Source organism: Chryseobacterium sp. FP211-J200, assembly GCF_001643375.1.
Classification (GTDB): Bacteria; Bacteroidota; Bacteroidia; order Flavobacteriales; family Weeksellaceae; genus Epilithonimonas; species Epilithonimonas ginsengisoli.
On sequence record NZ_LSHB01000067.1, the window covers coordinates 60,867 to 87,353 of the forward strand.

28 protein-coding genes are annotated in these 26,487 nt (G+C 36.1%); 24 read left to right on the forward strand and 4 right to left on the reverse strand.

Features of this window, described 5'->3' with window-relative positions:
• Positions 1 to 20: 20 nt before the first annotated feature.
• Entirely contained in the window at positions 21 to 488 is a 468-nt protein-coding gene (gene rimP, locus AXA65_RS17685; RefSeq protein WP_063971379.1) for a ribosome assembly cofactor RimP, read from the reverse strand.
• A 177-nt stretch (positions 489 to 665) separates the two neighbouring features.
• Between rimP and AXA65_RS17690 the strand changes: the two genes are divergently transcribed.
• From AXA65_RS17690 to AXA65_RS17755, 14 genes are all read left to right on the forward strand, one after another.
• Entirely contained in the window at positions 666 to 1,979 is a 1,314-nt protein-coding gene (locus AXA65_RS17690; protein ID WP_063971380.1) for a UDP-glucose dehydrogenase family protein, read from the forward strand.
• An 8-nt stretch (positions 1,980 to 1,987) separates the two neighbouring features.
• Entirely contained in the window at positions 1,988 to 3,067 is a 1,080-nt protein-coding gene (gene rfbB / locus AXA65_RS17695; protein WP_063971381.1) for a dTDP-glucose 4,6-dehydratase, read from the forward strand.
• Positions 3,068 to 3,085: 18 nt separating this feature from the next.
• Positions 3,086 to 3,946: a glucose-1-phosphate thymidylyltransferase RfbA gene (gene rfbA / locus AXA65_RS17700; RefSeq protein ID WP_063971382.1), complete on the forward strand. Its 861-nt coding sequence runs from the start codon at positions 3,086 to 3,088 to the stop codon at positions 3,944 to 3,946.
• A 15-nt stretch (positions 3,947 to 3,961) separates the two neighbouring features.
• Complete coding sequence (locus AXA65_RS17705) at positions 3,962 to 4,813, forward strand: ABC transporter permease (RefSeq protein ID WP_063971383.1); 852 nt, start codon at positions 3,962 to 3,964, stop codon at positions 4,811 to 4,813.
• A 19-nt stretch (positions 4,814 to 4,832) separates the two neighbouring features.
• A complete protein-coding gene (locus tag AXA65_RS17710) occupies positions 4,833 to 6,095 on the forward strand; it encodes a polysaccharide ABC transporter ATP-binding protein (protein ID WP_063971384.1) in 1,263 nt (420 codons plus the stop codon).
• Positions 6,092 to 6,496, forward strand: a complete 405-nt coding sequence (locus tag AXA65_RS17715) for a sugar 3,4-ketoisomerase (protein ID WP_063971385.1) — start codon at positions 6,092 to 6,094, stop codon at positions 6,494 to 6,496. Before AXA65_RS17710 ends, AXA65_RS17715 begins: the two co-directional genes overlap by 4 nt.
• Positions 6,486 to 6,908, forward strand: a complete 423-nt coding sequence (locus AXA65_RS17720) for a sugar 3,4-ketoisomerase (protein ID WP_063971386.1) — start codon at positions 6,486 to 6,488, stop codon at positions 6,906 to 6,908. Before AXA65_RS17715 ends, AXA65_RS17720 begins: the two co-directional genes overlap by 11 nt.
• Positions 6,898 to 7,359 carry an acyltransferase gene (locus AXA65_RS17725; protein ID WP_063971387.1) on the forward strand — a complete coding sequence of 154 codons (462 nt, stop codon included), beginning with the start codon at positions 6,898 to 6,900 and terminating at the stop codon, positions 7,357 to 7,359. The genes AXA65_RS17720 and AXA65_RS17725 overlap by 11 nt, the downstream gene beginning before the upstream one ends.
• 174 nt (positions 7,360 to 7,533) lie before the next feature.
• Positions 7,534 to 8,967 (forward strand): hypothetical protein, encoded by a 1,434-nt coding sequence (locus AXA65_RS17730; RefSeq protein ID WP_063971388.1) that lies wholly within the window; start codon positions 7,534 to 7,536, stop codon positions 8,965 to 8,967.
• A gap of 46 nt (positions 8,968 to 9,013) precedes the next feature.
• A complete protein-coding gene (locus AXA65_RS17735; RefSeq protein ID WP_063971389.1) occupies positions 9,014 to 10,117 on the forward strand; it encodes a DegT/DnrJ/EryC1/StrS family aminotransferase in 1,104 nt (367 codons plus the stop codon).
• 9 nt (positions 10,118 to 10,126) lie between these two features.
• Complete coding sequence (locus AXA65_RS17740) at positions 10,127 to 11,059, forward strand: glycosyltransferase (RefSeq protein ID WP_063971390.1); 933 nt, start codon at positions 10,127 to 10,129, stop codon at positions 11,057 to 11,059.
• Between the two features lie 31 nt (positions 11,060 to 11,090).
• Positions 11,091 to 12,635: a glycosyltransferase family 1 protein gene (locus AXA65_RS17745; protein ID WP_063971391.1), complete on the forward strand. Its 1,545-nt coding sequence runs from the start codon at positions 11,091 to 11,093 to the stop codon at positions 12,633 to 12,635.
• On the forward strand, positions 12,632 to 13,666 hold the full coding sequence (locus tag AXA65_RS17750; protein WP_063971392.1) for an acyltransferase family protein: 1,035 nt from the start codon (positions 12,632 to 12,634) through the stop codon (positions 13,664 to 13,666). The genes AXA65_RS17745 and AXA65_RS17750 overlap by 4 nt, the downstream gene beginning before the upstream one ends.
• A gap of 4 nt (positions 13,667 to 13,670) precedes the next feature.
• Positions 13,671 to 14,570 (forward strand): glycosyltransferase family 2 protein, encoded by a 900-nt coding sequence (locus tag AXA65_RS17755; protein ID WP_165596623.1) that lies wholly within the window; start codon positions 13,671 to 13,673, stop codon positions 14,568 to 14,570.
• Between the two features lie 18 nt (positions 14,571 to 14,588).
• On the opposite strand, the gene AXA65_RS17760 is transcribed toward AXA65_RS17755, so the two are convergent.
• A complete protein-coding gene (locus AXA65_RS17760; protein ID WP_165596624.1) occupies positions 14,589 to 15,488 on the reverse strand; it encodes a glycosyltransferase family A protein in 900 nt (299 codons plus the stop codon).
• Between the two features lie 35 nt (positions 15,489 to 15,523).
• On the opposite strand from AXA65_RS17760, the gene AXA65_RS17765 reads away from it, so the two are divergent.
• The 4 genes from AXA65_RS17765 to AXA65_RS17780 are packed head-to-tail and all read left to right on the forward strand — an operon-like array spanning position 15,524 to position 19,388.
• Positions 15,524 to 16,306 (forward strand): glycosyltransferase family 32 protein, encoded by a 783-nt coding sequence (locus AXA65_RS17765; RefSeq protein WP_063971395.1) that lies wholly within the window; start codon positions 15,524 to 15,526, stop codon positions 16,304 to 16,306.
• Between the two features lie 29 nt (positions 16,307 to 16,335).
• Positions 16,336 to 17,415, forward strand: a complete 1,080-nt coding sequence (gene wecB / locus AXA65_RS17770; protein ID WP_063971396.1) for a non-hydrolyzing UDP-N-acetylglucosamine 2-epimerase — start codon at positions 16,336 to 16,338, stop codon at positions 17,413 to 17,415.
• On the forward strand, positions 17,412 to 18,095 hold the full coding sequence (locus tag AXA65_RS17775) for an NAD-dependent epimerase/dehydratase family protein (protein ID WP_063971397.1): 684 nt from the start codon (positions 17,412 to 17,414) through the stop codon (positions 18,093 to 18,095). Before wecB ends, AXA65_RS17775 begins: the two co-directional genes overlap by 4 nt.
• A 6-nt stretch (positions 18,096 to 18,101) precedes the next feature.
• Positions 18,102 to 19,388, forward strand: a complete 1,287-nt coding sequence (locus tag AXA65_RS17780; RefSeq protein ID WP_063971398.1) for a nucleotide sugar dehydrogenase — start codon at positions 18,102 to 18,104, stop codon at positions 19,386 to 19,388.
• A 17-nt stretch (positions 19,389 to 19,405) separates the two neighbouring features.
• On the opposite strand, the gene AXA65_RS17785 is transcribed toward AXA65_RS17780, so the two are convergent.
• Complete coding sequence (locus tag AXA65_RS17785; protein WP_063971399.1) at positions 19,406 to 20,401, reverse strand: glycosyltransferase; 996 nt, start codon at positions 20,399 to 20,401, stop codon at positions 19,406 to 19,408.
• Positions 20,402 to 20,491: 90 nt separating this feature from the next.
• Between AXA65_RS17785 and AXA65_RS17790 the strand changes: the two genes are divergently transcribed.
• The 4 genes from AXA65_RS17790 to AXA65_RS17805 are packed head-to-tail and all read left to right on the forward strand — an operon-like array spanning position 20,492 to position 23,817.
• Positions 20,492 to 21,055 carry an acyltransferase gene (locus AXA65_RS17790; protein WP_086048262.1) on the forward strand — a complete coding sequence of 188 codons (564 nt, stop codon included), beginning with the start codon at positions 20,492 to 20,494 and terminating at the stop codon, positions 21,053 to 21,055.
• 40 nt (positions 21,056 to 21,095) lie between these two features.
• Positions 21,096 to 21,995, forward strand: a complete 900-nt coding sequence (locus AXA65_RS17795) for a glycosyltransferase family A protein (RefSeq protein WP_063971400.1) — start codon at positions 21,096 to 21,098, stop codon at positions 21,993 to 21,995.
• The gene (locus AXA65_RS17800) at positions 21,995 to 22,801 is read left to right on the forward strand and encodes a glycosyltransferase family 2 protein (protein ID WP_086048263.1); all 807 of its coding nucleotides are present in this window, start codon (positions 21,995 to 21,997) and stop codon (positions 22,799 to 22,801) included. The genes AXA65_RS17795 and AXA65_RS17800 overlap by 1 nt, the downstream gene beginning before the upstream one ends.
• Positions 22,801 to 23,817, forward strand: coding sequence for a glycosyltransferase family 2 protein (locus tag AXA65_RS17805; RefSeq protein ID WP_063971402.1), 1,017 nt, complete (start codon positions 22,801 to 22,803; stop codon positions 23,815 to 23,817). Before AXA65_RS17800 ends, AXA65_RS17805 begins: the two co-directional genes overlap by 1 nt.
• A 35-nt stretch (positions 23,818 to 23,852) precedes the next feature.
• Here AXA65_RS17805 and AXA65_RS17810 read toward each other — a convergent pair whose 3' ends face one another.
• Positions 23,853 to 24,629: a class I SAM-dependent methyltransferase gene (locus AXA65_RS17810; protein ID WP_063971403.1), complete on the reverse strand. Its 777-nt coding sequence runs from the start codon at positions 24,627 to 24,629 to the stop codon at positions 23,853 to 23,855.
• 88 nt (positions 24,630 to 24,717) lie between these two features.
• Between AXA65_RS17810 and AXA65_RS17815 the strand changes: the two genes are divergently transcribed.
• Positions 24,718 to 25,875: a glycosyltransferase gene (locus AXA65_RS17815; protein ID WP_063971408.1), complete on the forward strand. Its 1,158-nt coding sequence runs from the start codon at positions 24,718 to 24,720 to the stop codon at positions 25,873 to 25,875.
• Between the two features lie 3 nt (positions 25,876 to 25,878).
• Positions 25,879 to 26,448: an acyltransferase gene (locus AXA65_RS17820; protein WP_063971404.1), complete on the forward strand. Its 570-nt coding sequence runs from the start codon at positions 25,879 to 25,881 to the stop codon at positions 26,446 to 26,448.
• Positions 26,449 to 26,487: the final 39 nt, after the last annotated feature.

The following is a 26,487-nucleotide window of genomic DNA, read 5'->3' on the forward strand; positions in this document are numbered from 1 at the left end:
AACATCAATTCATCTAATTGTTAAAATTTAATTACTACTAATGCTTTTTTGATGTCGGTGTAAGGAATCTCTCTCTCTTCTACTACATCTTCTTTTCCTTTTCCAACAAGTTTCGGTTGTCTGTATTCTAATCTCAGAACGATCTTTTCATCATCAACTGATAAAAGTTCGCCTTCAACTTTTGTAGAATCCGCAAACATCACCTCGATCTCTCTTCCAATGTTTTTTCTAAATTGTCTCGGATACTCAAGTGGCTCACTCAATCCGGAAGACATCACCTGCAAACTGAAATCGTGGATCTCGCGATCCATATTGAACTCAATTGCTCTGCTGGCATCCAGACAATCCTGAAGGGTAACACCATTGTCACCATCCAAAATCACTGTCACATCAGATGTTGCAGAGATTTTCAGATCCACTAAAAAAAGATCCGGTCTAGTTTCTAGAAACTCATTAAGTAAGCGACTTAATTCTGTTTTAAATTCCATAAATATTACTCCTAGTTACATCTACGAAAAAAGGCATTCTTGCGAAAGCCTTCCCATTTTCCCGTAAATCTTTGGCAAAGATAATCAAATTTATTAAAACAAACAAAAAGCTAATATTTCATTTACATAGACTTCAACTAAATTTTCTTATTTTTGCGGAAATTAAAACTTATTCTCTTGAATATAACAATTGTTGGCACCGGCTATGTGGGCCTAGTTACAGGAACTACACTGGCAGAAATAGGAAACTCTGTCTATTGTGTAGATATAGATGAAAAAAAGGTAGAAGCAATGAAAAACGGCGTGGTTCCTATCTATGAACCAGGTCTGGAAGAGATGTTCTTAAGAAACATCCAGGCAGAACGTATCTTTTTCACCACTGACCTGAAAGAAGCTTTAGAAAAGAGCGAAGTTATATTTTTGGCATTGCCAACGCCTCCAGGTGAGGACGGGTCTGCAGACCTTTCTTATGTTTTGAAAGTTGCCAACGACATCGGCGACCTGATGACGGAATATAAAGTTATTGTCAATAAAAGCACTGTTCCCGTTGGAACTGCTGACAAAGTAAGAGAAACAATTGCCGCAAAAACGGACATTCCTTTCGATGTAGTTTCCAATCCAGAATTTTTGAGAGAAGGATTTGCAGTAGAAGATTGTATGAATCCGAGCCGTGTGATCATCGGTTCTACTTCTGAAAAAGCTAGAAACATTATGGCGAAGTTATACCAGCCATTCACCAACATCGGCGTTCCTATTATCAATATGGACGAGAGATCCTCTGAATTGACAAAATACGCTGCCAACTCTTTCCTAGCAGTAAAAATCACCTTCATGAACGAGATTGCCAACTTCTGCGAAAAAGTAGGAGCTGACGTTGATCTTGTGAGACTTGGAATGGGAAGTGATGATAGAATAGGTCACAGATTCCTTTTCCCGGGAATTGGTTATGGCGGCAGCTGTTTCCCGAAGGATGTAAAAGCATTACTAAACAGCGGAAAGCAAGAAGGTTATGATTTCCAATTGCTAGACGCTACAGAAAACATTAATAAAACTCAAAAAGTAATCTTGGTTCCGGAATTGGAAAAATATTTCGGAGGTAATCTTCAAGGTAAAAAAATTGCGGTTTGGGGATTGGCTTTCAAGGCAAATACAGATGACATTAGAGAGGCTTCTTCTCTTGACAACATCAAACTTTTGTTGGAAAAAGGTGCTGAAGTGGTGGCTTATGATGCTATTGCAGAAGACAATGTAAAGAAAATATTAGGTGACAAGATCACTTATGCAAAAGACATGTATTCTGCGCTGGAAGGTGCTGATGCGCTTTTAATTGCTACAGAGTGGCCGGAATTCAAAAATCCAAACTTCAGTCTGATGGCCGAGAAAATGATCAACAAAGCCATTTTTGACGGACGAAATATGTTTCCACTGGAATTGCCAGAACAAAATAAATTTTTCTACAAAAGCATCGGTAGAAAATTAGTAACTCAATAATATCACAAATGAAAAACATCATCATTACCGGAGGTGCCGGTTTCATCGGATCTCACGTTGTAAGAGAATTTGTAAAAAATAATCCAGAGTCAAAGATCATCAATCTTGATGCATTGACCTATGCTGGAAATCTTGAAAATCTTAAGGATATCGAGAACGAACCTAACTACGTTTTCGAAAAAGCAGACATTACAAAACCTGAAGAACTTAGAAAGGTTTTTGAAAAATATAATCCAGATGCAGTTGTACATTTAGCTGCAGAAAGCCACGTTGACAGAAGTATTACAGATCCTAATGCTTTTATTAATACGAATGTGAACGGAACAGCTAATCTTCTTAATCTTTGCATCGAATTCTGGACTTTAAACCCCGATCATACACACGGAAGATTCCCGAACGAGCCTAGAAAAAATCTTTTTTATCACGTTTCCACGGATGAAGTGTACGGAAGTTTAGGAGAGACAGGTTTCTTCTTGGAAACTACACCTTACGATCCACAATCGCCATATTCAGCTTCAAAAGCGGCTTCTGACCATTTGGTAAGAGCTTACGGGAATACTTATGGAATGCCGTTTATTCTTTCAAACTGTTCTAATAACTACGGCCCAAATCATTTCCCTGAGAAATTGATCCCGCTTTGTATTTCGAATATCATCAATGAAAAACCTTTGCCGATTTATGGAGATGGAAAATATACAAGAGACTGGTTGTTTGTGATCGATCACGCTAAAGCAATCCATCAGATCTTCAACGAATCAAAAACTGGAGAAACTTACAATATCGGCGGTTTCAACGAGTGGCAGAATATTGACTTGGTTAAGGAATTGATCAAGCAAATGGATGAAAAGCTTGGAAAACCTGCAGGCCATTCAGAAAAATTGATCACTTACGTGAAAGACAGACCAGGCCACGACAAACGATACGCTATAGATGCTACAAAACTGAACAAAGATCTTGGTTGGAAGCCATCCGTAACCTTCGAACAAGGTTTAGGGAAAACCATCGATTGGTTCTTGGAAAACAAAGAATGGCTGGAAAATGTGACTTCTGGTGATTATCAGAAATACTACGACGGACAGTATTCATAACACAAACTGAAAACCATTATGAAAGGAATCATATTAGCCGGCGGATCCGGAACCAGACTTTTTCCATTGACAATTGCTGTGAGCAAGCAGTTGATGCCAGTCTATGACAAACCGATGATCTACTACCCGCTTTCAACATTGTTGTTGGCTGGGATCAAAGATATTTTGATCATCACTACACCACACGACCAGGCAGGATTCATCAAGCTTTTGGGCGATGGATCTCAATTGGGATGTAATATAGAATATGTGGTGCAGCCAAGTCCAGACGGATTAGCACAGGCCTTTATCCTTGGAGATCAATTCATTGGAGAAGATTCTGCAGCATTGGTTTTAGGAGATAATATCTTCTATGGTTCCGAGATGGGGACTCTACTTAAGAATAAAACCAATCCGGACGGCGGTGTTGTTTTCGCTTACCATGTTTCTGATCCAGAAAGATATGGAGTTGTGGAATTTGATCAAGATTTCAAAGCACTTTCTATTGAAGAAAAACCTGCTAAACCGAAATCAAACTACGCTGTTCCAGGACTTTATTTCTATGATAATGAGGTCGTTGAAATTGCAAAAAACATAAAACCATCTCCAAGAGGTGAACTAGAAATTACTGATATCAATAATGTTTATCTTAGCAAAGGTAAATTGGAAGTTGGTGTTCTTGACAGAGGAACAGCTTGGTTGGATACGGGAACTTTTGATTCTCTTCAGGATGCTTCGGAATTTGTTAGTGTGATTGAAAAAAGACAAGGCTTCAAAATCGGGTGTATCGAGGAAATCGCTTTCAGAAATGGGTTCATCAATGAAGAAAAACTCCTTGAAACCGCGGCTAAATATGGCAAAAGCGGATATGGACAATATCTGAAAGACCTAATTAAATAAAAACACTAAACATAAATGAGTGATTCTCAAGACCATCAATGGACCGAAACGATTGAATCCAGTCATTCTTTATTTGACCTCAACTTAAAAGAAGTTTGGCGATATCGAGATCTGGCATACATGTTTGTCAAGCGGGATTTTGTTTCAAGTTTCAAACAGACCATCTTGGGTCCGATCTGGTTTTTTATTAATCCAATTTTTACGACAGTAGTTTACATTGTTGTTTTTGGGAATATTGCAAAGTTATCTACAGACGGAGCACCGAAAATCCTATTTTATCTTGCAGGAATCACACTTTGGAATTATTTTTCCTCATGTCTTACCGCAACATCTAATGTTTTTACAAACAATGCAGGCATCTTCGGCAAGGTCTATTTCCCAAGATTGATCATGCCAATCTCGATTGTACTTTCTAATTTAATGCGTTTCGGAGTCCAAATGGGACTTTTTCTGATTGCTTTTTTTTATTATCTATTCAAGGGAGAAGTTCAACCTAACTGGTGGATTCTCGCAACACCGTTACTAATTGTTTTGATGGCCATTTTTGCTTTGGGAATGGGAATGATCTTTTCATCGCTCACTACAAAATATCGTGATCTTCAAATGCTTTTGACATTTGGAATCAGTTTGTACATGTATGCAACGCCCGTCATCTATCCTGCCTCAAGCTTAAAAGGCATTTTCAAGACCATCGCTTTCTACAATCCTTTGACCGGAATTTTTGAATGTTTTAAATATGCGTGGTTGGGCGTAGGTGATTTCAGTGCTCCAATGTTGCTGATCAGTACTGTTCTTATCTTCGTTATTTTCGTCATAGGAACCGTGATCTTCAACAAAGTGGAGAAAGGCTTTATGGATACGGTCTAATTTTAAACTAAATAAAAAAATGGCATTAGCACTTAAAGCTGAAAATATATCTAAACAATACCGTCTGGGCCAAGTTGGAACAGGATCTCTTTCTCATGACCTCAATCGTTTCTGGCATCAAATCCGTGGAAAAGAAGATCCATATTTGAAGATTGGCGATTCTAACGATAGAACACAAAAAGGAAACAGCGACTACGTCTGGTCTCTCCGAGATATTGATTTTGAGATCACACAAGGTGACGCTGTCGGAATTATTGGAAGAAATGGTGCTGGTAAATCGACTTTATTAAAGTTACTTAGTAAAGTTACAAAGCCTACTACTGGAAAAATATCGACCAAAGGAAGAATCGCTTCATTATTGGAAGTTGGAACAGGATTTCATCCGGAAATGACCGGTCGGGAAAACGTATTTCTGAATGGCGCCATACTTGGAATGACCAGAAAAGAAATCACTAGAAAATTTGACGAGATCGTTGATTTTTCAGGAGTTGAAAGATACATTGATACACCCGTAAAAAGATATTCTTCCGGAATGTACGTGCGACTAGCTTTTGCAGTTGCGGCTCATTTGGAATCCGAAATACTTATTGTAGATGAAGTATTGGCCGTAGGTGACGCCGAATTCCAAAAAAAATGCCTTGGAAAAATGGGCGACGTCTCCAAAGGAGAAGGCAGGACGGTTCTTTTTGTAAGCCATAATATGACTGCAGTAAAAGAACTGTGTTCGAAAGGCATCTTGTTGAACCAAGGCCAATTGGATTATAAAGGCGGAATCTTGGAAACAATCATGGAATATCAGAAAAGTTCTCAAAAACAAAGTAGCTATCTACATAACGGCTCCATCGAAACAGCTCTGGGAAACGAGTATATCCGAATTTTGGAATTCTCTGTTAAATCCCAAAATAATAGCTTCCTAGATATCGACTCTGGCGCAAAAGTAAGATTGAGGTTCTACAATTATTCCGAAAACATCAATTTGGATACCACATTCGAACTCAGAACCTACGAAGAAAGCGTCGTTTTCCATACTGGTGCTTTGGTCACAACCAATAAAGATTCTAAAAAAGGAGAATATACCGTTGAGTTTGAGATTCCTGCCAATCTCCTTAATGCAGGAAATTATTATTTCAAATTAATATTCGGGCAAGACCAAAGAAAAGCATTATATATTTGTGATGAGATTGTCGGTTTTGAGGTTGAAAATGTGAAGATAGGGACGAATATCACTCAAATGCCTGGCATAATAAGACCTAATTTCGATTACAAATTACAAGTTCCATGATCAATCCAAAACTAATAGATCTCCCCAAAATATTAGATAAGAGAGGCAATCTTTCTTTCTTTGAATATCCAAACCAGCTACCTTTCGAAATTGAAAGGACCTACTGGATTTACGATGTTCCTGGTGGAGAAGTAAGAGGAAGTCATGCTTTCAAGGAGCAGCAGGAATTCATCGTTGCACTCTCTGGCAGTTTTGATGTGGTGATCCATGATGGTAAGGAAGAGAAAAGATTCTCATTGAATCGATCTTACCATGGTTTGCACATCCCAAAAATGTTTTGGCGAAAACTGGAAAATTTTTCCACAAACTCGTTAGCCCTCATCGTTTCTGATAAAACCTATGATGAAACTGATTATATAAGAGATTTCGAAGAATTTAAAAGATTGGCAGATGAAAAATAAAACCTCAATATTTGACTGCAGTGTGATCAACTTGGGTAAGATCAATTTCGATGAAGGTAATCTTACCGTTGTTGAAAATAATTCTTCTTTTCCTTTTGATGTAAAAAGGATTTTCTATTTATATGATATTGCCGGAGGCGAAAATAGAGGTGCACATTCCCATAAAGAATGTCATCAATTTCTGATTGCAGCCAGTGGAAGCTTTGAAGTTTCTTTGGATGATGGACATTACAAAAGACAAGTTTTTCTGAACCGTCCTGATATGGGATTGCATATTCCACCAGGAATATGGGCCTCGGAGATTAACTTTTCTTCTGGAGCAATTTGTCTTGTCCTCGCATCACATACTTACAATGAAGCTGATTATATCCGAGACTATGACACATTTTTAAAAATACAAGATGAAAAATAACATCCACAGTTTAGCTGATGTTCAAACTGAAAAAATTGGTGAAAATACGATGGTTTGGCAATTTTGCGTTATTCTGAAAGATGCAAAGATTGGTGATAACTGTAATATCAATTGCAATGTCTTTATTGAAAATGATGTAACCATCGGAGATAATGTTACCATAAAACCAGGCGTTCAAGTTTGGGATGGTGTTACACTAGAAGACAATGTCTTCATTGGGCCAAACGTAACTTTTACGAATGATCTGATTCCACGATCCAAACAATATCCTGCCCAATTCGCTAAAACCCTGGTGAAAAAAGGAGCTTCTATTGGAGCCAATTCCACAATTATTGCTGGAAACACGATTGGGGAAAATGCGCTAATTGGCGCAGGAAGTGTGGTTACAAAAGATATTCCCGCAAATGAAATATGGGTAGGTAATCCTGCTAAATTTTTGAAGAAGCTATAACACTTTTCCTATTGATTGGAAGATTCGATTTGCCTTCAATGCCCTTATCTTTAGGTAGATTTCGGATACTACTTCTCAAATTAATGCAAAAGATAAGTGTCAAAATCATTCATTAGCTAAATGAAACTATTTTTTACAACTGATCTTTGATTTAACTTAAACACAAATGAGAATATGAAAAAAAAATACTTTAGTTATTTGCTGCTTTTTGTCGTAGAAGTCATTGTTTTTCTTAAATTTTTTATCAATAGATATGACTTTTTTGATGACACTCTCATCTATGCCCGTTACATAAAAAACTTTGCCTTGGGATTCGGTTTGGTATACAACAAGGATGAGCTCTTCAATGGGCTTACTTCTCCATTATATACTTACATCAATCTACTGATAAACTCTCTTTTCAAAATCCAAAATCAAATATTGCTGAATAACAGCATCGGATATGTTTTTATATCACTATCCATTATTGTTATTTACAAAATTCTTGAGAGATTGTCCTTGAATAAAGTGATGATTGCTTGCATACTTATTTTGTATTCTTTAAGCAATGTCTACCTTTTCTTAGGTATGGAAACAGGATTGTATCTGTTTTTAATTTTTCTGCTTTTTTACTCTTTTCTTTTTGAAAAATACTTGCTTTATTTTATTGTGTGCTCTTTTCTAGTTATTACTAGGACCGAGGGTGTGTTTTTTATTGTAACCACAGCCATTTTATTTTTATATGAAAAGAGAACTTTACAAAATAGTTTTATGTTATATATATCAATGTCTTTCATTGTCCTAATTGCTCATTACGGATTCAATCTTTATTATTATGGCAATGTACTTCCTGATTCTTCAAAAGCTAAAGTATATCATGGGATGTCAAAATTCTGGGGTAATCAGTATGATTTTATTGGTGGAACATTAGACTTGATTACATATAATTATAAATCCAGAAATCTTTTCAAATATTTATATTTTTTCATCCTATTATTTATCCCTATCAGCCTCATTTTAAAGAAAAAAAACACTTTTGATTACTATCTAATTCTGTCCTGTCTATTTCTTGTTTCATTTTATTTGTACTTCAATGTTCCATTATACACATGGTACGTTACACCATTGATTTTTGCAAAAATATATTTTTTGGTAACTGGTATTGGATTCTTTGCTAACAGATTTGTGCGACCTGAAAAAAATAAAAGGAACTTTGCAATTTTTGTTGTTGTAATTATTTCCTTTTCTTTTATTTTGAATTATAATAATAAATATATTAATTCTCATAATAAAGGTGCTGTACAACGAGAAAAAGATTATTTTAGGATATCAGAATGGATTCTTGATAACACAAAGGCAGATGAAAGTATTGGCACTGCAGAAATAGGAATAATCGGTTATTTTACGAACAGGAAAGTCGTCGACCTATGTGGTCTGGTCAGCAAGGACAATGCCTATTTTTTATCCAAGAGAGATATAGACTCTTGGATTACGAAGCATGAACCAACTTATATCTTATTCCACAATCCAAATTGGGAAATTGAAACAGATATCCCGAATAAACATAAAAATTATTATCTTGTAAAAGATTTTAATTTCAAAGATTATAAGATGTATAAACGTCATTAATCGATATTCTTTAAAGTTATTAGTTAAACTTGTACGCAAAAAATAAATGATAAAATTCCTAGACCTACAAAAAATAAATCTTCAATACCAAGCCGAAATCGAAGCTAGACTTTTAGAGACTTTCCGCAGCGGTTGGTATCTACAGGGCAATGAAGTGAAAAACTTTGAAGCAAACTTAGCGACTTACATCGGTTCTCCCAATGCCATAGGTGTTGCGAATGGACTGGATGCGCTTCGATTGATCTTCAAAGCCTATATCGAACTTGGACAGTTGAAATTTGGAGATGAGGTCATCGTTCCGGCCAATACTTACATTGCATCTGTACTAGCAATCACAGACAATCGTTTGAAGCCTGTTTTCGCAGAACCAAACATTGATAATTTCAATCTGGACATTTCCGCAATCGAAGCTTTGATCACGCCAAAAACCAAAGCCATCATGGTCGTTCATCTTTACGGGCAGATCTCCTGGTCAGAAGAATTGGAAGCTTTGGCGAAAAAACATGACCTGAAGATCATCGAGGACAATGCACAAGCCATTGGTGCCGAATGGAATGGCACAAAATCCGGAAATCTAGGCGATGCTGCAGGTTTCAGTTTCTATCCTGGCAAAAATCTGGGCGCCTTGGGTGATGCTGGTGCGGTGACGTGTAAAGATGATCTTTTAGCAAAAACAATCAGAGCCATTGCCAACTATGGTTCCGAAGAAAAATATGTGAATAAATACCAAGGGTTGAACAGCAGATTGGACGAGATCCAGGCTTCTGTTTTGGATGTTAAACTCAAATATATCGACGCAGACAATGAAAAGAGAAGAAAGATTGCGGAGCAATATGTTGATGGAATAAAATCCAACAAGGTCATTTTGCCCATTTTACCGGCAAATCCGAAAGAACATGTGTATCACCTCTTCGTGATCAGAACTAAAAAAAGAGATAAACTTCAAAAATATCTGACAGAAAATGGCATTCAGACATTGATCCACTATCCGATTCCACCGCATAAGCAAAAGGCTTACAAATATTACAACAACTTATCGTTTCCAGTGACAGAAAAAATCCATGAGGAAGTTTTGAGTTTACCCATTTCTTCTATCATAAGTGACGCAGAAGTCAATCAGATTATTCATATTTTGAATCAGTATCAATAAAAGAGAGGAATGCAGAATTTGCCCTTAGTCAGTATATTATGTCTTTGCTACAATCAGGAAAAATTCATTGTGGAATCTCTTGAGAGCATTAAGGCACAGATCTACACGAATTATGAAGTTTTGATCTGTGATGATACATCCAGTGATAATTCTGTCCAAGTGATTGACGGTTGGATAGCAAAAAATCCTGATCTGAATATCACTTTTATCAAACATCCAGAAAATAAAGGTATCACAAAGACACTTAATGAACTTCTGGATCTATCAAAGGGTAAATATGTACAGCTGTTGGCATTGGACGACCTGTTGATGTCTGATAAATTTGAACGTCATGTGGCAATGTTGCAAAACTCGTCTGACAATGTTTCGATGGTTTTTTCCGATGCTCATCTTATTGATGAAGATTCAAATTTGTATCAGAATAAATTCATTGCAAGGCATCTACCTTACCTCAGTCTCAAAAGTCAAAATTATTATGAGATGTTGCTCACCAAGAATTTTATTCCTGCAATGTCAGTTCTAATAAAAAGACAAAACCTTACCGACGAAAAAGGTTTTGATGAATCGCTTTCGTTTGAAGACCATGACATGTGGCTTCGATTAAGCAAAAAACATGATTTTTTATTTGACCCTATAGCTTCATGCTCGTACCGTCTGCACAGTAACAATTCTCATAAAAAAAAGAATGTGATCAACGAGGCTATGTTTTTCAAAACATTTATCAAACATAAAGAACATGTCCTAGCTCGTGATAAGATTTTTGAACATCTTGAAAAATTATATCTTCTGAAATCATTGACAGATGAACATCATATCTTTTACAAACATTTTCCAATAAAATCCTTTCCAGAAAGGTTCATCAAGTATAACTTGAAGCCTGTACTTTATAAATTAGCTTTACAACTACACAAGTTATTGGCTTATGTAAAAGACCCTTATTAAGATTTCTGATATTTGAAAACGCTGATATTTAATGAATCTAGATCAACCAACAGATAAAGAGAAAATAATATACTCAAACAAACAGTATTTTGATGCAAGTATCAGAATAGCAAAAAGACTTTTTGAGGAAGAACTATATGAGGATTGTATCAACTATATTCAGAAAACTGCTTGTTTTGGATGGTTCAATTTTTCAGGTTATTATAAAAGTGAACAGTTAGAAATATTATTGGCAAAGATTCAGCAAAAAATACTACCATCTTCTTCTCATCCTAAAAAAAACAATAAAAATAATAAAGTATTACATATCTGTTCCGAAGTACATGTTTCTGGTGGACATTCGAAATTACTTTATAATTGGATAAAGAACGACACCTCAAAAAAACACTCTATTCTGAGTACTCGTCTTTCCGCAGATGACTTAAAAGCTGTTAGCGAAACTTATTTTGAGGACATTTCAGACATTGAATTCTTCAGTGTAAAATCAAATTCTAAAATAGAATCTGTCAAACTTCTGAATGAACAGCCACTTAATGATTATGAGGTCATTATTCTTCATATTCATCCCGACGAAACGATTACCAATATTGTTTTTTCTCAAAAAGGAATCACAGCACCGGTCTGGTTTATAAATCATGCAGACCATGTCTTTTGGTTGGGAACTTCTATTATTGACATTGTTCTTCAAATCAGAGAATCCAACGCAGCAGTTGATGAGGAACGGAGAGGCATCTCCGCAGAGAGACAGTTTTTCTTACCAATCCCCGTAGAAAACAAGGGTGAGCTTAATGAAGAAACGATAAACGATAAAATTGATAAAAAGATAAACATCCTAAGTACAGGTACGAGTTATAAATTCAATCCGAATGAGAAATACAACTTTCTTCAAGAAGCCTACAAAATTGTAGAAGAGAATCCTGAAGTTGTATTCAATATTGTCGGACTACGTCAAGACTCGGACTATGCAAAGAAGTATGAACATCAAAGGATCATCCTACATGGAGGTGTTTCCGCGTCCACACTTGCTAGTATCGAAAAAAACACCCACATATATGTCGAAGGATTTCCTATGGCTTCATTCACAGCATTGCTTCAGACCGCTCTACGCAAAGTACCATTCGTGCTTCACTATGATCCGCTACCGTTGTTTAAACTTTTTAGTGAACATCAAGAATATGCAATCATCTATCCAAAAAATCTACAAGAATGGCATTATGATCTGAAAAAGTTGATTAGGGATCAAAAGTACAGAATAGAAACCCTTCAAAGACAATATGAATACATTTCAAACAATTTCAGCATAGCAGTTTGGAAAACTCGTGTGGCAAACCTATACCAACAAAATAATGCCCAGACTCATGCATTTTGGCAACCAACTTCTGACGCCTACTATAATGATGATAATGAAAAACTCCTGGTCACTATTGACAAACGAAGATTATCTCATTATGATTTTACAGAAAAGCTATCCATCCGTGGAAAATATTTTGTGTATCTAATGTCTAAGTCCAGAAATGCTAATATTAATTATGGTGGAAGAAAAAAATTATTAGGATATTTTTTCAATAAACAATGAGTACAGATATAACTATCAACCGAAGCAACAACTTCGATTTTCTTCGTCTATTATTTGCAAGTTTGGTCATTGTATCACACTCATTTCCGTTGACTGGACAACCTGAGATGATCGGGGTTCTTACGAATGAGCAATTGAGCTTGGGCTCTTTTTCTGTCGACTGTTTTTTTATCATGAGCGGCTATCTGATCTTCCAAAGTCTGGAACGGAGCAAAACTATTGTAAGTTACCTTTGGAAAAGAATTTTGAGATTATTTCCAGCGCTATTGGTTCTACTGATTTTGACCCTACTTGTTTTACCGCTCTTCTATCGTGGCGACAATATTTTTTTAGAATCTTCCTATTGGTCCTATCTTCCCAATGGATTATCGCTCTACAAAATACAATATAAGGTCAATGGAATATTCGAAACAAATCTTTACCCAAAAGCCATTAATGGAAGTCTTTGGTCACTGAGTTACGAGTTTACGCTGTACCTTATTCTTCTGATCTTCTTTCCTATTAGAAAGAACAGGAAGATGATCAAAATAGTTATTGTAGCAACCTTCTTGATTTCATTTTTACTTTTGCAGTTCAGACCACTTTTCCTAAGTCACTTTTTCCATTACATCATTTTACAAAGCGATCTTTTCTATAAGTTGGCCACTTTCTTCTTTGCTGGTTCGTTGTTAAGTTTTATTGATTTGAAAAAATACAATCAACTATTTATAAGAATCGGTATACTGATCCTGATTCTCCTATCTATCGTTTTTGGATATTATCAGATGACAGCACCATTTCTACTACCAATACTGATATTGATGTTGGCCACATCTAATACATCGCCTATCAGTACAATTGGAAAAAAAATTGGTGATATCTCTTATGGTGTCTATATTTATGGATTTCTTGTCCAGCAGATTCTTATGAATCTTATGATCTTACAACCTATCCAATTGATGCTAATATCCTTACCGATCACTTTTATCTTGGCCTATTTTTCTTGGCATCTTGTAGAGGAAAAAATGCTTAAATATAAAAATGTCATCTAAAATCATGAACAGACTAGCAATCATCATCCCTTATTATAAATTAAATTATTTTAAGCACACTTTAGATTCTCTTTGTTTGCAGACAGATAAGCGATTCTCTATCTATATAGGAGACGATTGTAGTCCACAAGACCCCAAATCTCTTCTGAGAGCATACGAAGGTCAATTAACATTTGTCTATAAGAAATTCCAAAATAACCTTGGCGGAAATCACCTTACCAAGCAATGGGATCGCTGTGTAGAACTATCGGAAAAAGAAGATTGGCTCATGATCCTGGGCGACGATGACACCATCTCGGAAAATTACGTCGAAGCGTTTTATGAAAATTTAAAAATTGCAGAGGAAAAGAGTATTGAAGTTATACGCTTTGCCTCAAAATTAATCAACGAAGAGGGAAGTGATATCTCGCAGCTCTTCATCAATCCGGAATTGGAACTAGCTGCGAAATCCTATATGAGAACATTCAAAGGAGATGGAAGAAGCACTTTGACAGAGCATATCTTTAGTAGGAGAACCTATGAAAAAAATGGCTTTAAAGAATTCCCTGTAGCTTTCGGCAGTGATAATGTGGCTTGGCTGGAGTTTCCTGAAATGGGAGAAATTTTAAGTATTAATAATGCTTTTGCCAGTATCAGAATTTCAAGAGAACATCTATCTTCAAAAGGCGATGAAAAGTTAAATCTCAGACGAAAACAAGGAATCTATCTTTTCAATCGTTATATTATCTCAAACTATTCAAAATATTTTACAATCGATGACCAATTCCTGATTCTAAAAAAAGCGTATAAAAACCTACGAACCTCTGACAGAAGCATTTTGAAAGCGGTTGACTTTTGTATACTTATTATTAGAAAGATGGGATTTTCTAAGACACTTCAAATTATAAAAGTCAATAAGTATTGAGACTACACTCGGTTTCTATCATTTGATATCTTCTTTACTTTTAAACGGTGATAAATAATTGCCCAAAGTCATTTTACTCAAGGACACAAATTGATCAATGTTTAACATTCTGAAAAGATCAAAAAAACTATATCCATTGGCTAACGCAATTGTTTTTATAGTCTTCAAAGTACTTGCTCTCTGTGCTTCCGAAATATTATTTTCCAAAAATTCTTTATAATACAAAATCGACCCTCTTGGATTGCTTTTTATAAGTTTCCAGTAATTATCCGTCAGCCCATCTTCCTGATATTCACATAAGTAGATAATTTCATCAAAGTATAAAAAATCAAATGTTTTAGCAATCCGAAACCATACTAGAGATTCTGTAACGAACTTTTCTTTCTCAAAAACAGGAAAGGGGTATTGTCGAAGGACATCCGTTTTTACAACTTCCGCCATATCTCCCTGGTAAAGGAATTTATATCTAAAATCAAAAGCTGAACTAATAAACTCTTTTTCGTGAAAGTCGTATATAGAAATATTTTCTGCAATATTTTTTTTCCTACCCACTATTCCACCAATTTTTGGATTGTCTTTTACTTTAGAAAATTGAAAGTTGATATTTTTTAAGGAGTTAGGAGGTAAAATATCATCGCTATCCACAATAAAGAATAATTCACCATTTGCTTCTTCTAGACCTTTATTTATTGCAGTATGTTTGCCCCCGTTTTTTTGTTTTATATATCTGATTGGAAAATGAGCGTTTTCTGAAATTGCCTTAAAAAAAAATTCTGTATCATCACTCGAACCATCATCCACAACCAACCACTCAAAGTCTTCATACTCAATTTGCAAAATAGAATCATACAATCTCTGTAAAAGCGTGAATCTATTGTAAGTAGGAGTAAATATTGTGATGAAGGCACTGTTGCTCATCATATAATTTTTATATTTTTGTAAATATATCGAAAATGATCCAAAAAAAAATACATTACTGCTGGTTCGGAGGCAATCCAAAACCAGAATATTTTTACATCTGCCTAGATTCGTGGAAGAAAAACCTTCCCGATTATGAGATCATCGAATGGAACGAGTCCAACTTTGATATCAATTGTTGTGAGTATGTTCGTCTTGCGGCAGAAAAGAAGAAATGGGCATTCGTCTCAGATTATTCTAGAGCTTTAGCTTTGTTCGAACAAGGTGGGATCTACATGGATATCGATGTGGAAGTAAAATTTTCTTTGGATGAATTTCTCGTTCATCGGGCATTTTCCGGATTCGAGATCAAAGGGTCGCCATTTACAGCACTTTGGGCGACAGAAGCTGGGCATCCTTGGCCAAAGAAAGTATTGGATTTTTATAATGAAAAAACAGATTTTGACCTAACGACGAACACGGTTTTTGTTTCTGATCTTTTGGTAAATCATTACAAAGCCGATCCCACAAGAGACGAGTATCAGGAACTTGCGGACGGAATCTCAATCTATCCTTCAACTTACTTTTGCCTAGACCTTCCGAGGAATTATGCTGCGCACCATTTTGTGGGAACTTGGCACGAGCGCGATACGCCAAATCCTTTCAAAGATTATGTGCACGCTTATCATCATCTGAAAAATGTAGCAGATATCAAAGATGGAAAGAAGGAAATCCACAATGCTGTCAACAATCTCAAAATTATTACAGCCGATGAGATTCTGAATCAATTTCCATTGAAAATGCTATTTAAACATATTTTAAAACGCATTAAGCCTTAAGATTTATTATTTTTGCACAAAACAAATTGATGAGTCATAAAATTGCCATCGTTTACGGAACCAGACCAGAATTTCTAAAAGTTTTTCCACTGATCGATCAGTTTCGTTTGCAGAATGAAGAAGTTTTCATCGTCAACACTGGCCAACACGACGATCTCCTCACCAAGATGGAAGAAAGTTTTGATGTGGAGCCAGATTTTCGGCTTTCTGTTCAATCCTTGGATTTCACCAATTCTAATCTCGTTGCAAAACTGATCAATAGTTTGTCCGATCTTGTTCATAAAGAGAATATTACAAAAATAGTAGCCCAAGGCGATACATTTACTGTTTTGGCCTCTTCTATCGTAGCTTTTATGGAAAAGAGAAGATTCTATCACATCGAAGCAGGCCTTCGAACTGCAGATATTAGAATGCCCTTTCCAGAGGAATATAACAGACGCGTGGTTTCGTTGGGTAGTGATGTCAACTTCGCACCTACTGCTTTATCTCAAACTAATCTTTTAAAAGAAGGAACTCCGAAAGATAAAATATTATTGACGGGAAATACAATCGTTGACATGATCCAATATATTCTTAAAAAAGAGAAGATTGAGATCGAATATCAAAACAAGGTCTTCATCACTGCACACAGACGGGAAAACATCGGGAAACCACTGCAAGAAATATCACAAGCGATCAAAGAGTTAGCAACAGAAAACCCTAAGGTTATCTTTGAGTGGGCTCTACATCCAAACCCCAACACGAGGAAGATCATCTTCGATGTCTTTGAAGATAAAAAGCCCGAAAACATTACATTTACAGAGCCACTTCCGTACTTGGAAACCATTAGAAAAATGGCAGCAGCCAAATTGATCATATCAGATTCGGGAGGAATTCAGGAAGAAGCGCCAAGCCTTAGAAAAAGAGTGCTGATCTTACGTGAAGAAACCGAAAGACCCGAAGTTCTCGATTGCAACTGCGGTATTCTGGTTGGGAGTGATCTAAACAAAATCAAAACCGAATTCTACAAAATATGGAATGATGAAAATGAATTCGTTTTCCAAACTGAGAAGAATCCATTTGGAGATGGCAAAGCTTCCCAAAAAATATTAAAAAGACTTTTAGAATGATCATAGGCCGAGGACTTATTGCGTCGTTGTTTATCAATGATGATAGAGAGAACATTATTTTCTTCGCTTCTGGTGTTTCTAATTCATTAGAAAATAGAGCGGAAGAATTTTTACGTGAAGAACATCTCATTAGAAAAACCTTAGAAGAAAATAAAGAAAAGATCTTTGTTTATTTTTCGACTTGCAGCATTTATGATTCTTCCAAGACAGGAAGCGATTATGTGCTACACAAGCTGAAAATGGAACAGCTTATTAAAAATTCTTGTGAGAGATATCTGATCCTTCGCGTTAGCAATGCTGTTGGAAGTGGTGGAAACCCGAATCTTCTCATGAATTACCTCATCCGCTCCATCAAAAATAAAGAGACCATCAATGTGCATACGAAAGCCACACGAAATCTGATCGACGCTGAGGATATCAAAAAGATAACGTTCGAATTATTGGATGGCCAAACATTCAACAAGATCGTGAATGTCGCCTATACACAGAATTATGCGATCATAGAGATCTTGGAGATCATAGAACGTTTTTATGATACAAAACTCGACCTTAATCTTATAAAAAGTGGTTCTGGATATGACATCAACGTCCCTGATGTCGAGGCGTACTTTGTGAAAAATAACTTAACAAATAAGGATGCTTACCTTTGTGAGATATTACAGAAATACTATCCTTTTTAATAAAATATGAAGAAAAAAATTACTGTTATTGGTCTTGGATACGTTGGACTGCCTCTTGCAAGATTATTTGCAACACAATATGCCGTCGTGGGTTTTGATCTCAAAAAAAATAGGATTGATGAATTGACGCAAGGCAAAGACAGCACACACGAAGTGGACTCGGAAGACCTTATAAAAGTTTTGGTTTCTGAAAATCCATCCAAAGAGCAAACGGGATTATTTCTTTCTGATGACATTAATGATATCAAAGATTCTGATATTTACATTGTTACAGTTCCTACACCTGTGGACAAAAATAACCATCCTGATATTTCAGCGCTTCGTAAAGCAAGCGAAACGGTAGGTACTGTGATAGAAAAAGGAAATATTGTGATCTATGAATCTACAGTTTATCCTGGCGCTACAGAGGAAGATTGCATTCCGATCATTGAAAGAGAATCAGGCCTAAAGTTCAATGTTGATTTCTTTGCTGGTTATTCGCCAGAAAGGATCAATCCTGGTGATAAGGAACATAGCGTAGAGAAAATCTTGAAAGTAACTTCCGGTTCGACTCCCGAAATCGCTACAGAAATTGATGAACTCTACAAATCGGTCATCATCGCTGGAACTCATCTTGCACCAAGTATCAAAGTGGCCGAGGCTGCAAAGGTGATAGAGAACTCGCAACGTGATATCAATATTGCTTTTGTGAATGAGTTGGCAAAGATCCTCAACCTCATGGGAATCGATACTAATGATGTCTTGAAAGCCGCCTCTACAAAATGGAATTTCCTCAACTTCAAACCAGGTCTTGTTGGCGGACATTGTACAGGCGTAGACCCTTATTACCTTGCGCAAAAGGCTCAGGAATTTGGTTATCATCCAGAAATCATCCTTGCTGGTAGAAGAATGAACGATTCTATGGGACATTATATCGCCAGCGAAACAGTGAAGATGATGCTAAAAAATGACCTCAAGATCAAAGGTTCTGAAGTGTTGGTTCTTGGTTTCACTTTCAAAGAAAATTGTCCTGATGTGCGAAATACAAAGGTCATCGATGTGGTGAAAAGTCTAGAAGATTACAGTATTTGTGTGAACGTTTTCGATCCATGGCCAAATCCGGCGGAAGTGAAGGAAACTTATGACATAGACATCATCAGCAAAGCGCCATTCAAAAAGTATGAAGCTGTGATCCTTGCGGTTTCTCATAAGGAATTTGAATCCCTGAATATCAAAAATTTGCTATCAGAAAACGGAATTATCTACGATGTGAAAGGCGTTTTGGAAAAAGAAAATGGCGTAAAAAGATTATAAATAAATTGGACAGATTTTTATCTATCAAATCTCCATCGGAAAAATTTGTATCCTAGAGATAAAGGCAGGCGATAAAACAGGTCCTGCTTTTTTAGTTTTTGAGAATACGCGTTCGACAAATAATTGACCAAACTCAATTTTTTCAATTTTAAATATGCTTTATAACTTCGCTTCCAGAGTTCTTCATTTTGTTGCGCTTTCCAATTCATCTCCAGAGTAACAGATTTGAAACCAATGAGATATTCCAAAATCAATTTCTGCCGTGCACTATTTTTTTCATCGATGTAATAAGAATTGATCTTTTCTGCAATAGTGATCCAGTTGTCAAAATGAACCTTTTTTCTGTTATGGATCACAGAATCCTGATGAAGATAATATTTGTAAGTTTTCTTTCTCAGGAAAGCCAATTTCTCCAAATGCAATCCCATCTCGAAAGTGTGAAGAGAATCCTGCGCGTACAAACCCTTCGTGAAATATAACTTATTGGATCTCAAAAAATCAACCGAAATCAGTTTGTTCCAGGAAGAGACTGCAAATCCACCATTGACGAGTTCCGTCAAAATTTGGAGATTAACTTCTAAAATATCGCTCGAAGCATGGATCGGGAAAACATCAACATGTTCATTTGATGGTATTTTGATTCCCTGCACTTCTCCCATCGTGATCTCCGCTTTGGTTTCCTGTGCCAATTTTACAAGATTCTCAATAGTGTCCGGATAAAGCTCATCATCACTATCCACAAAAAATATATACTTTCCTTTTGCTTGATTAATGCCTTCATTCCTAACGACAGAAAGGCCGGAGTTCTCTTCTAAATTAATCAATTTCCAGTCTGATAACTGATTTTCATTAATGAATTTATCTACGATCGCAGCACTATTATCAGGCGTCACATCGTTCACCAAAATAACTTCTATGTTCTGATAACTTTGATCCTTGATGGAGCGAAGACAGTTTTCTATAAACCTTTCACATTTAAAAATTGGGACTGAGACCGTTATCAAAGGATCCATAGGAAAATATTAATGATTAATTCCAAGCAAAAATATAGAAATAAACACTAAAACTTTATCTTTGTATCAAATGATTCGAAAAAACGGAAAATGAGATCAGCCTTGGGACTATTATTTATCAAATTAAAAAACTTTGCCAATCTGTGCATCATTTCCAATCAGCGCAAGGCTTTTTCTACGCCCGGCAGTTCTGTTCACCCAAGTTTTAAAATAGGTCCTGAGAATTTTTTTGACATATCAACTGATGCTAAATTTGATATTAAAGAAAATGTCATGATCAACCAATTCAATTTTGTCACCGTAAAATCAAATGCGAAGCTGAGCATCGGCAAGAACACATACATTACACGTGCTACTATCTCTTGCTTGGGCGAAGTGAGCATTGGGGAAAATTGTATTTTGGGAGAAGGCATGAAGATCTTTGACCACAACCATCAATATACGAAAGTACCTTTTTCCGTTTCGAAAACCGACTTCAACATCGGAAAAGTGAAGATGGGCAACAATGTTTGGACCGGCGCCAATGTCGTAATTCTAAAAGACGTTACAATAGGTAATAACGTGATCTTAGGAGCTGGCTGTGTGATCCATAAAGATGTTCCGGACAATTCTATCATTATAAACCAACAAACTCTGAACACTATCTCTTTGTAAAGTAAATGTTTAAAATACAAATAACCCTTATAGCTTCTTAATGGAAAAAAAATTGGCCATCGTTATTCCTTTTTACAAGATTGATTTTTTTGAAGAGACGCTTGTAAGCCTAGCTTCACAAACCAATCAAAACTTCAATGTCTATATAGGAGATGACGCCAGTCCTCATTCGCCGGAAAAATTAATTGAAAAATATAATAAGAATACTAATTTTTATTACAAAAGATTTGACCATAATCTTGGCGGAAAAGGGAAACTATCTGAACAATGGGAACGCTGTATCGCTATTTCTGATCAGGACGAAGAATGGATGATGATTCTTGCAGATGATGATTACCTGAGTACAAATTTTGTAGAAGTTTTTTACAGAAAATTAGAGCATATAAAAAAAAGCAACATTACTTTACTTCGTTTCAAAATGAGGCGTGTTTCGGAAGAAAATAATTTCTTGACAGATCTTGAGCAGCCAATTTTGTATAAAGCACAAGATTACGTTTGGGATGATGAGTGCCATAAAAGATTTATATCTATCTCCGAAAATGTTTTTGCAAGAAAAATATATGAGGAAAAGAAATTCCGAAAATATCCATTAGCTTGGCGTGTCCCGATGATGATGTACATGGATTTTAGCAACAACGGAATGGTTCTTGGTATCAATGATGCCTTTGTTGCAATTAGAAGAAGCAATCAGCAATTGAGTTGGAGAGAAGATGTTAGCCAATATAAAACTCAGGCGATGGAATTGTTTTATTTTGATATCATTAATGAATATGGCTACTCTTTTAAAAAAAATCAAAACCTTAAATTTTTGAAAGTCTATACATATTACAAAACAGACAAACGGCGTTTTAAAAAATCACTCTTCAAACTATATAGTGAATATGGTGGTATTCTAGAAGTAGCTAAATTTTATATAAGATCTTTTAAAAGTAAAAAATAATGCTGCCATTCTCTATTCTCATTGCCCATTACAACAATTTTGAGTATTTCAAAGATTGCTATGAGAGTCTTCTCAAACAAACTTTTACAGATTTTGAGATCATCATTGTTGACGATCATTCGACAGACGATTCTTTTGAAAAAATAAGACAATTTACGAGAGATGACAAAAGGGTCAAGTTTCACAAAAACGAGCAAAACAGAGGTGTCGGTTTCACCAAAAGAAAATGCATAGAACTAGCTTCGGGAGAGATCTGTGGATTTGTAGATCCGGACGATGCATTGGCAGAAAATGCCATTGAACTCAGCATCCAAAACCACAAACAAAACAATGTGGTGACCTACTCCAAATTCCTTCTTTGTGATAATGACCTTAAACCTATTAAAACTTTTCCACACGCCAGAGCAGTGAAAAATGGAGACAAAAGGTTTTTCAATGTCTTTTTGGAAGCCAATCATTTTTTCACTTTCAAAAGATCGGCCTACGATAAAACTTCGGGAATCAATCAAGAATTGACCTCAGCTGTGGATCAAGACCTCTATCTGAAATTATACGAAACTGGAAAATTCGCATTCATCAAAGAATCACTTTATTTCTACAGATTGCATGACAAAGGGGTTTCTCAGGAAAAATCAAAAAAGGGAAAATTAAATCAAAATTGGCAACAAGTGATTTTGGATACTGCAAAAAGAAGGAATATCACTTCTTTGTATGGAAAAAAAATTGAGGAAATCAATAATTTACCTGAGTTTATTCTTAAAAACCAGAATACATTCTTTAAAAAAATCCAAAGAAAACTTCAGTAATGGATATATTGATCAAATCCTTCAACCGTCCCTTTTATCTTGACCGATGTATTTCATCAATTTATCAAAATATTTCCGGCAATTTTAAAATTAAAGTTTTGGATGACGGAACACCAAAGATATATCTGGACAAGATCAGAGAAAAACATCCAAACGTTGAAATTCGTCTTTCTGAGAATTATGAAAAAAAAGTAGTGGCCATTGCTGAAAATCTGGTGTCCGGGAAGACTATCAATGGTTTTGAGATTCCGACAAAATTCTGGTACGAAAGTGTCAAAAACGCTTCAGAATATGTGATTGTTACCGAAGATGATGTTTGGTTTACACGTCCGATCAATGTTGATGAGCTACAAGTTCAAGCCAAAAAATTTGATATTAATCTCTTGAAATTAGGTTGGCTGGGAAATGAAAAAGATAGTGAAAATCTTAACTTAAGACCTATCTCAAAAATCGTTTTATCCGCTCTCCCAAAAGATCTCATTCTTTTTCCAAAACCTTTGATGAAAGCTTTTTTTCTGAATCAATACAAATTCTTCACAATTCTCTATAAAGCAGGTATCGTAGATCATAAAACACAAAGAAAATACTGGTCGCTCAATTCCATATTAATGGGGTTTTACAAAAAAGAATACTGGATGGACATTTGGAAAGATATGGACGGAAAGGTAGACGAGAAAAAACAACTGATCAACGCTTCCCTATTCTACCGCAGAAATAAGAACAATCCGAATTTCATTTCAAGGCTCAAAACGGAAGCAATGAAAACCACTTTTCAGTCTTCGGCAACCAATTCCTATCACGAATATGGTTTTGATTTTGACGTGAACCGATTCAATCACCTGATCAACGAAGCTTGGCTAAAAGGTGATTTTGATGCAATGGAAAATTTCCCAAAAGATTTTTCTCTTGATTATTTTAAAAGTTTCGTTTCAGAAAAGATCAACGTCTCCGAATTTGAAAAATGGGTCCAGAAGTTCCGAAATCAGTACGAAGAAATGGGTTGTAATACCAAGTAAAAACGCTCCGGAAATATCCGAAGCGTTTTGCTTTTTTAGTCTTTTATAATAACGCCGGCATATTTGCCATCGAATTCTATAATATGTGGTTTGCGGTTGTTTTTCTCGCAATAATCTTTGAAAGCTGCATTGTCACCAACATCGTCGCTCATAAAAATCCCGCCAGTTCTCAATTTGCTCCAAAGTAGGTTGTAAGCCCAAAGTCTCCCATCGTAAGTTTTATCACTGTCATAATGTACCACATCGAAAGAACTAGCTTTTTCAAAGATCTTTGGAAGCGATTCTTTATCAGCATATCTGTAAAGGTCCCAATTGCTCTTATACTTTTCAGGGATCACACAACCTACAAAATCCTCACTTTGATTTTGCAAGATATAAGGCATATCCGAGCTGTAAAGTGTTCCATTTCTGTGAACTAATGAAGCCAATGCCGCAAAAGAAGACCATCCGTAAGCCACACCAGTTTCTATCGATTTTTGAGCATTTGCAAATTCATTGATGTAATAGATCACACTTAGAGAGCCAGCTCCACCCATTTTCACAGGTGCTTTTGCCTGAGCTTGCAATGCTGCAGCAAACTCTTGCGGGAATAATTTTTCGAAAGGAACAAAAGTCGTATTCAGCACTTTTTCTATGAAATCTCTCTCGGAGATCGCGCTGCTCTTGCACCACTCTTCCGCTTCTTCCTTGCCTCTCAATCCGGATGAACGGTTGAAGATGTTTTTCCAGATCTTACGTCTTAACTCGGGGTAAAGGTCTGGACGTTTCAAATAGGCGAAAAAGGTCGAAACGATTTCGGAGATTTTATTCATAAATATGCTTTGAGGTGCAAAAATACAAAAGAATTGCATACACAATGCTTATATTTGCCTTTGGAAATTTTTTTTGAAAAAAACAGGAATGAATCGCAAAATAAAAATCCTTTTCCGTCATCGTTCTATGGAAATGGGAGGCGTCGAAAAAGTAATATTAGGCCTTCTTGACAACCTCGATAAAAGTAAACTTGACATCACTATCCTGGTCAGTCTTTATCAGGGCGAGTTGCGGGAAAAGATTCCTTCCCACATCCGCTACATAAAAATGAATAAAGGGAAAGAAGATTTTTCAAAGAATCCGCTTCTCAACAAAATCCAGCTTGTCCTGAGAGGTTTGAAGATAAAATTTCTGGAAATATTTCCTGCCATTGCAGATAAGATTTATTTAAAGGAAAAATTTGATGTAGAAATTGCCTCTTCCTATACAGATTTCAGTTCCGTTCTTGCGAGTTCTAATAAAGATTCAAAGAAAATAGGCTGGTTCCATTCTGATATTACCTTCCCAAAACTGCAGCCTGCTGTTCCATTGATACTAAGTCAGATTCCCAAATTTGATTACTTCATCTTCGGCTCTCAACAGACAAAAGATATTCTGGAAAAAACTTATCCCGAATTAAGGTTTCCTGAAAACAGCGTTATTCTAAACGCAATTCCAATTGAAGAAATCAAGGAAAAAGCACAGGAATTTGTTCCGAATTTTGAGACTTCGAATCCTGTTTTTGTTTCTGTAGGCAGATTACATTCTCGGAAAGGTTATAAAAATCTGATAGAAGTCCATTCTAAGCTTATCAAAGATGGCTTTCTTCACAAAGTCATTATCATTGGTGACGGCGAAGAAATGGACAACCTGAGGAACCTAATCGAGGAACTGAAAGTCGAGAATTCTTTTATTTTGATGGGATCTCTCCTCAATCCTTATCCTTACGTCAAAAATGCAGACTTTTTCATCATGCCGTCGGAGTCAGAAGGCTGGCCGCTGATCATTGCAGACACACTGACCCTCCAAAAACCAATCATTTCTACAGCTGTCGGCGGAATACCGGAGATGATCACTCATCAAGATAACGGTTATCTCATTAATTATGATTCAGAAGAAATTTATAGTGCTATGAAGGAATTCATGATTAATAAAAATTTGATTGAAGCAATCCAGGAAAAACTAAAAACTGCTGAAGAGCAATTTGATAATCAGAAAATCTTCGATGCTGTTGAGAATATCATTATTAATTTAGCAAAAAAGTAAACGATGAATTTCCTCTACAGAATAATCCTTAAAATCCATACGATCTGGAATAGTCTATATCAGAAAGCCTACATCGAAATTTGTAAAGCCCGCGGAATGAAGGTTGGGAAAGGCGTTATATTCGTAGAAACACCTTCCTTTGGCTCAGAACCTTATCTTATAGAAATAGGTGATTGTACAAAAATAACAGCCGGCTGCACGTTCATCAATCACGATGGTGCAATGTATGTCATCCGCAGTATGGAGAAATACGCCGACGCAAGAAACTTCGGTAGAATAAAAATTGGTGAAAACTGTTTTGTGGGGAATAACTGTATTTTTCTACCGGGTTCACAGATGGGAAACAACTGTATTTTGGGTGCAGGATCTGTTCTTAATTCTTCTATGCCGGACGATTCTGTCTATGCCGGTGTCCCTGCAAAATTCATCTATTCCATTGAAGAATATGGTGACAGAGCGCTTCAGAACAATATTATCTACCCAAGAGATCTGGAAAAAGACAGACCCCAACTAGACCGGTACATCAAAGAAAACTTACCCCATAATTATAAACCAACCCGTAGTGCATTATAAACAAGGTTACTCATAATACGAAAATTTCGTATATTGTAT

Excerpts from the sequence above, each read along its gene's own strand:
- rimP (WP_063971379.1), bottom strand. The coding sequence starts at position 488 with ATGGAATTTAAAACAGAATTAAGTCGCTTACTTAATGAGTTTCTAGAA.
- rfbB (WP_063971381.1), top strand. The coding sequence starts at position 1,988 with ATGAAAAACATCATCATTACCGGAGGTGCCGGTTTCATCGGATCTCAC.
- rfbA (WP_063971382.1), top strand. The coding sequence starts at position 3,086 with ATGAAAGGAATCATATTAGCCGGCGGATCCGGAACCAGACTTTTTCCA.
- AXA65_RS17705 (WP_063971383.1), top strand. The coding sequence starts at position 3,962 with ATGAGTGATTCTCAAGACCATCAATGGACCGAAACGATTGAATCCAGT.
- AXA65_RS17710 (WP_063971384.1), top strand. The coding sequence starts at position 4,833 with ATGGCATTAGCACTTAAAGCTGAAAATATATCTAAACAATACCGTCTG.
- AXA65_RS17715 (WP_063971385.1), top strand. The coding sequence starts at position 6,092 with ATGATCAATCCAAAACTAATAGATCTCCCCAAAATATTAGATAAGAGA.
- AXA65_RS17720 (WP_063971386.1), top strand. The coding sequence starts at position 6,486 with ATGAAAAATAAAACCTCAATATTTGACTGCAGTGTGATCAACTTGGGT.
- AXA65_RS17725 (WP_063971387.1), top strand. The coding sequence starts at position 6,898 with ATGAAAAATAACATCCACAGTTTAGCTGATGTTCAAACTGAAAAAATT.
- AXA65_RS17730 (WP_063971388.1), top strand. The coding sequence starts at position 7,534 with ATGAAAAAAAAATACTTTAGTTATTTGCTGCTTTTTGTCGTAGAAGTC.
- AXA65_RS17735 (WP_063971389.1), top strand. The coding sequence starts at position 9,014 with ATGATAAAATTCCTAGACCTACAAAAAATAAATCTTCAATACCAAGCC.
- AXA65_RS17740 (WP_063971390.1), top strand. The coding sequence starts at position 10,127 with ATGCAGAATTTGCCCTTAGTCAGTATATTATGTCTTTGCTACAATCAG.
- AXA65_RS17745 (WP_063971391.1), top strand. The coding sequence starts at position 11,091 with ATGAATCTAGATCAACCAACAGATAAAGAGAAAATAATATACTCAAAC.
- AXA65_RS17750 (WP_063971392.1), top strand. The coding sequence starts at position 12,632 with ATGAGTACAGATATAACTATCAACCGAAGCAACAACTTCGATTTTCTT.
- AXA65_RS17755 (WP_165596623.1), top strand. The coding sequence starts at position 13,671 with ATGAACAGACTAGCAATCATCATCCCTTATTATAAATTAAATTATTTT.
- AXA65_RS17760 (WP_165596624.1), bottom strand. The coding sequence starts at position 15,488 with ATGAGCAACAGTGCCTTCATCACAATATTTACTCCTACTTACAATAGA.
- AXA65_RS17765 (WP_063971395.1), top strand. The coding sequence starts at position 15,524 with ATGATCCAAAAAAAAATACATTACTGCTGGTTCGGAGGCAATCCAAAA.
- wecB (WP_063971396.1), top strand. The coding sequence starts at position 16,336 with ATGAGTCATAAAATTGCCATCGTTTACGGAACCAGACCAGAATTTCTA.
- AXA65_RS17775 (WP_063971397.1), top strand. The coding sequence starts at position 17,412 with ATGATCATAGGCCGAGGACTTATTGCGTCGTTGTTTATCAATGATGAT.
- AXA65_RS17780 (WP_063971398.1), top strand. The coding sequence starts at position 18,102 with ATGAAGAAAAAAATTACTGTTATTGGTCTTGGATACGTTGGACTGCCT.
- AXA65_RS17785 (WP_063971399.1), bottom strand. The coding sequence starts at position 20,401 with ATGGATCCTTTGATAACGGTCTCAGTCCCAATTTTTAAATGTGAAAGG.
- AXA65_RS17790 (WP_086048262.1), top strand. The coding sequence starts at position 20,492 with ATGAGATCAGCCTTGGGACTATTATTTATCAAATTAAAAAACTTTGCC.
- AXA65_RS17795 (WP_063971400.1), top strand. The coding sequence starts at position 21,096 with ATGGAAAAAAAATTGGCCATCGTTATTCCTTTTTACAAGATTGATTTT.
- AXA65_RS17800 (WP_086048263.1), top strand. The coding sequence starts at position 21,995 with ATGCTGCCATTCTCTATTCTCATTGCCCATTACAACAATTTTGAGTAT.
- AXA65_RS17805 (WP_063971402.1), top strand. The coding sequence starts at position 22,801 with ATGGATATATTGATCAAATCCTTCAACCGTCCCTTTTATCTTGACCGA.
- AXA65_RS17810 (WP_063971403.1), bottom strand. The coding sequence starts at position 24,629 with ATGAATAAAATCTCCGAAATCGTTTCGACCTTTTTCGCCTATTTGAAA.
- AXA65_RS17815 (WP_063971408.1), top strand. The coding sequence starts at position 24,718 with ATGAATCGCAAAATAAAAATCCTTTTCCGTCATCGTTCTATGGAAATG.
- AXA65_RS17820 (WP_063971404.1), top strand. The coding sequence starts at position 25,879 with ATGAATTTCCTCTACAGAATAATCCTTAAAATCCATACGATCTGGAAT.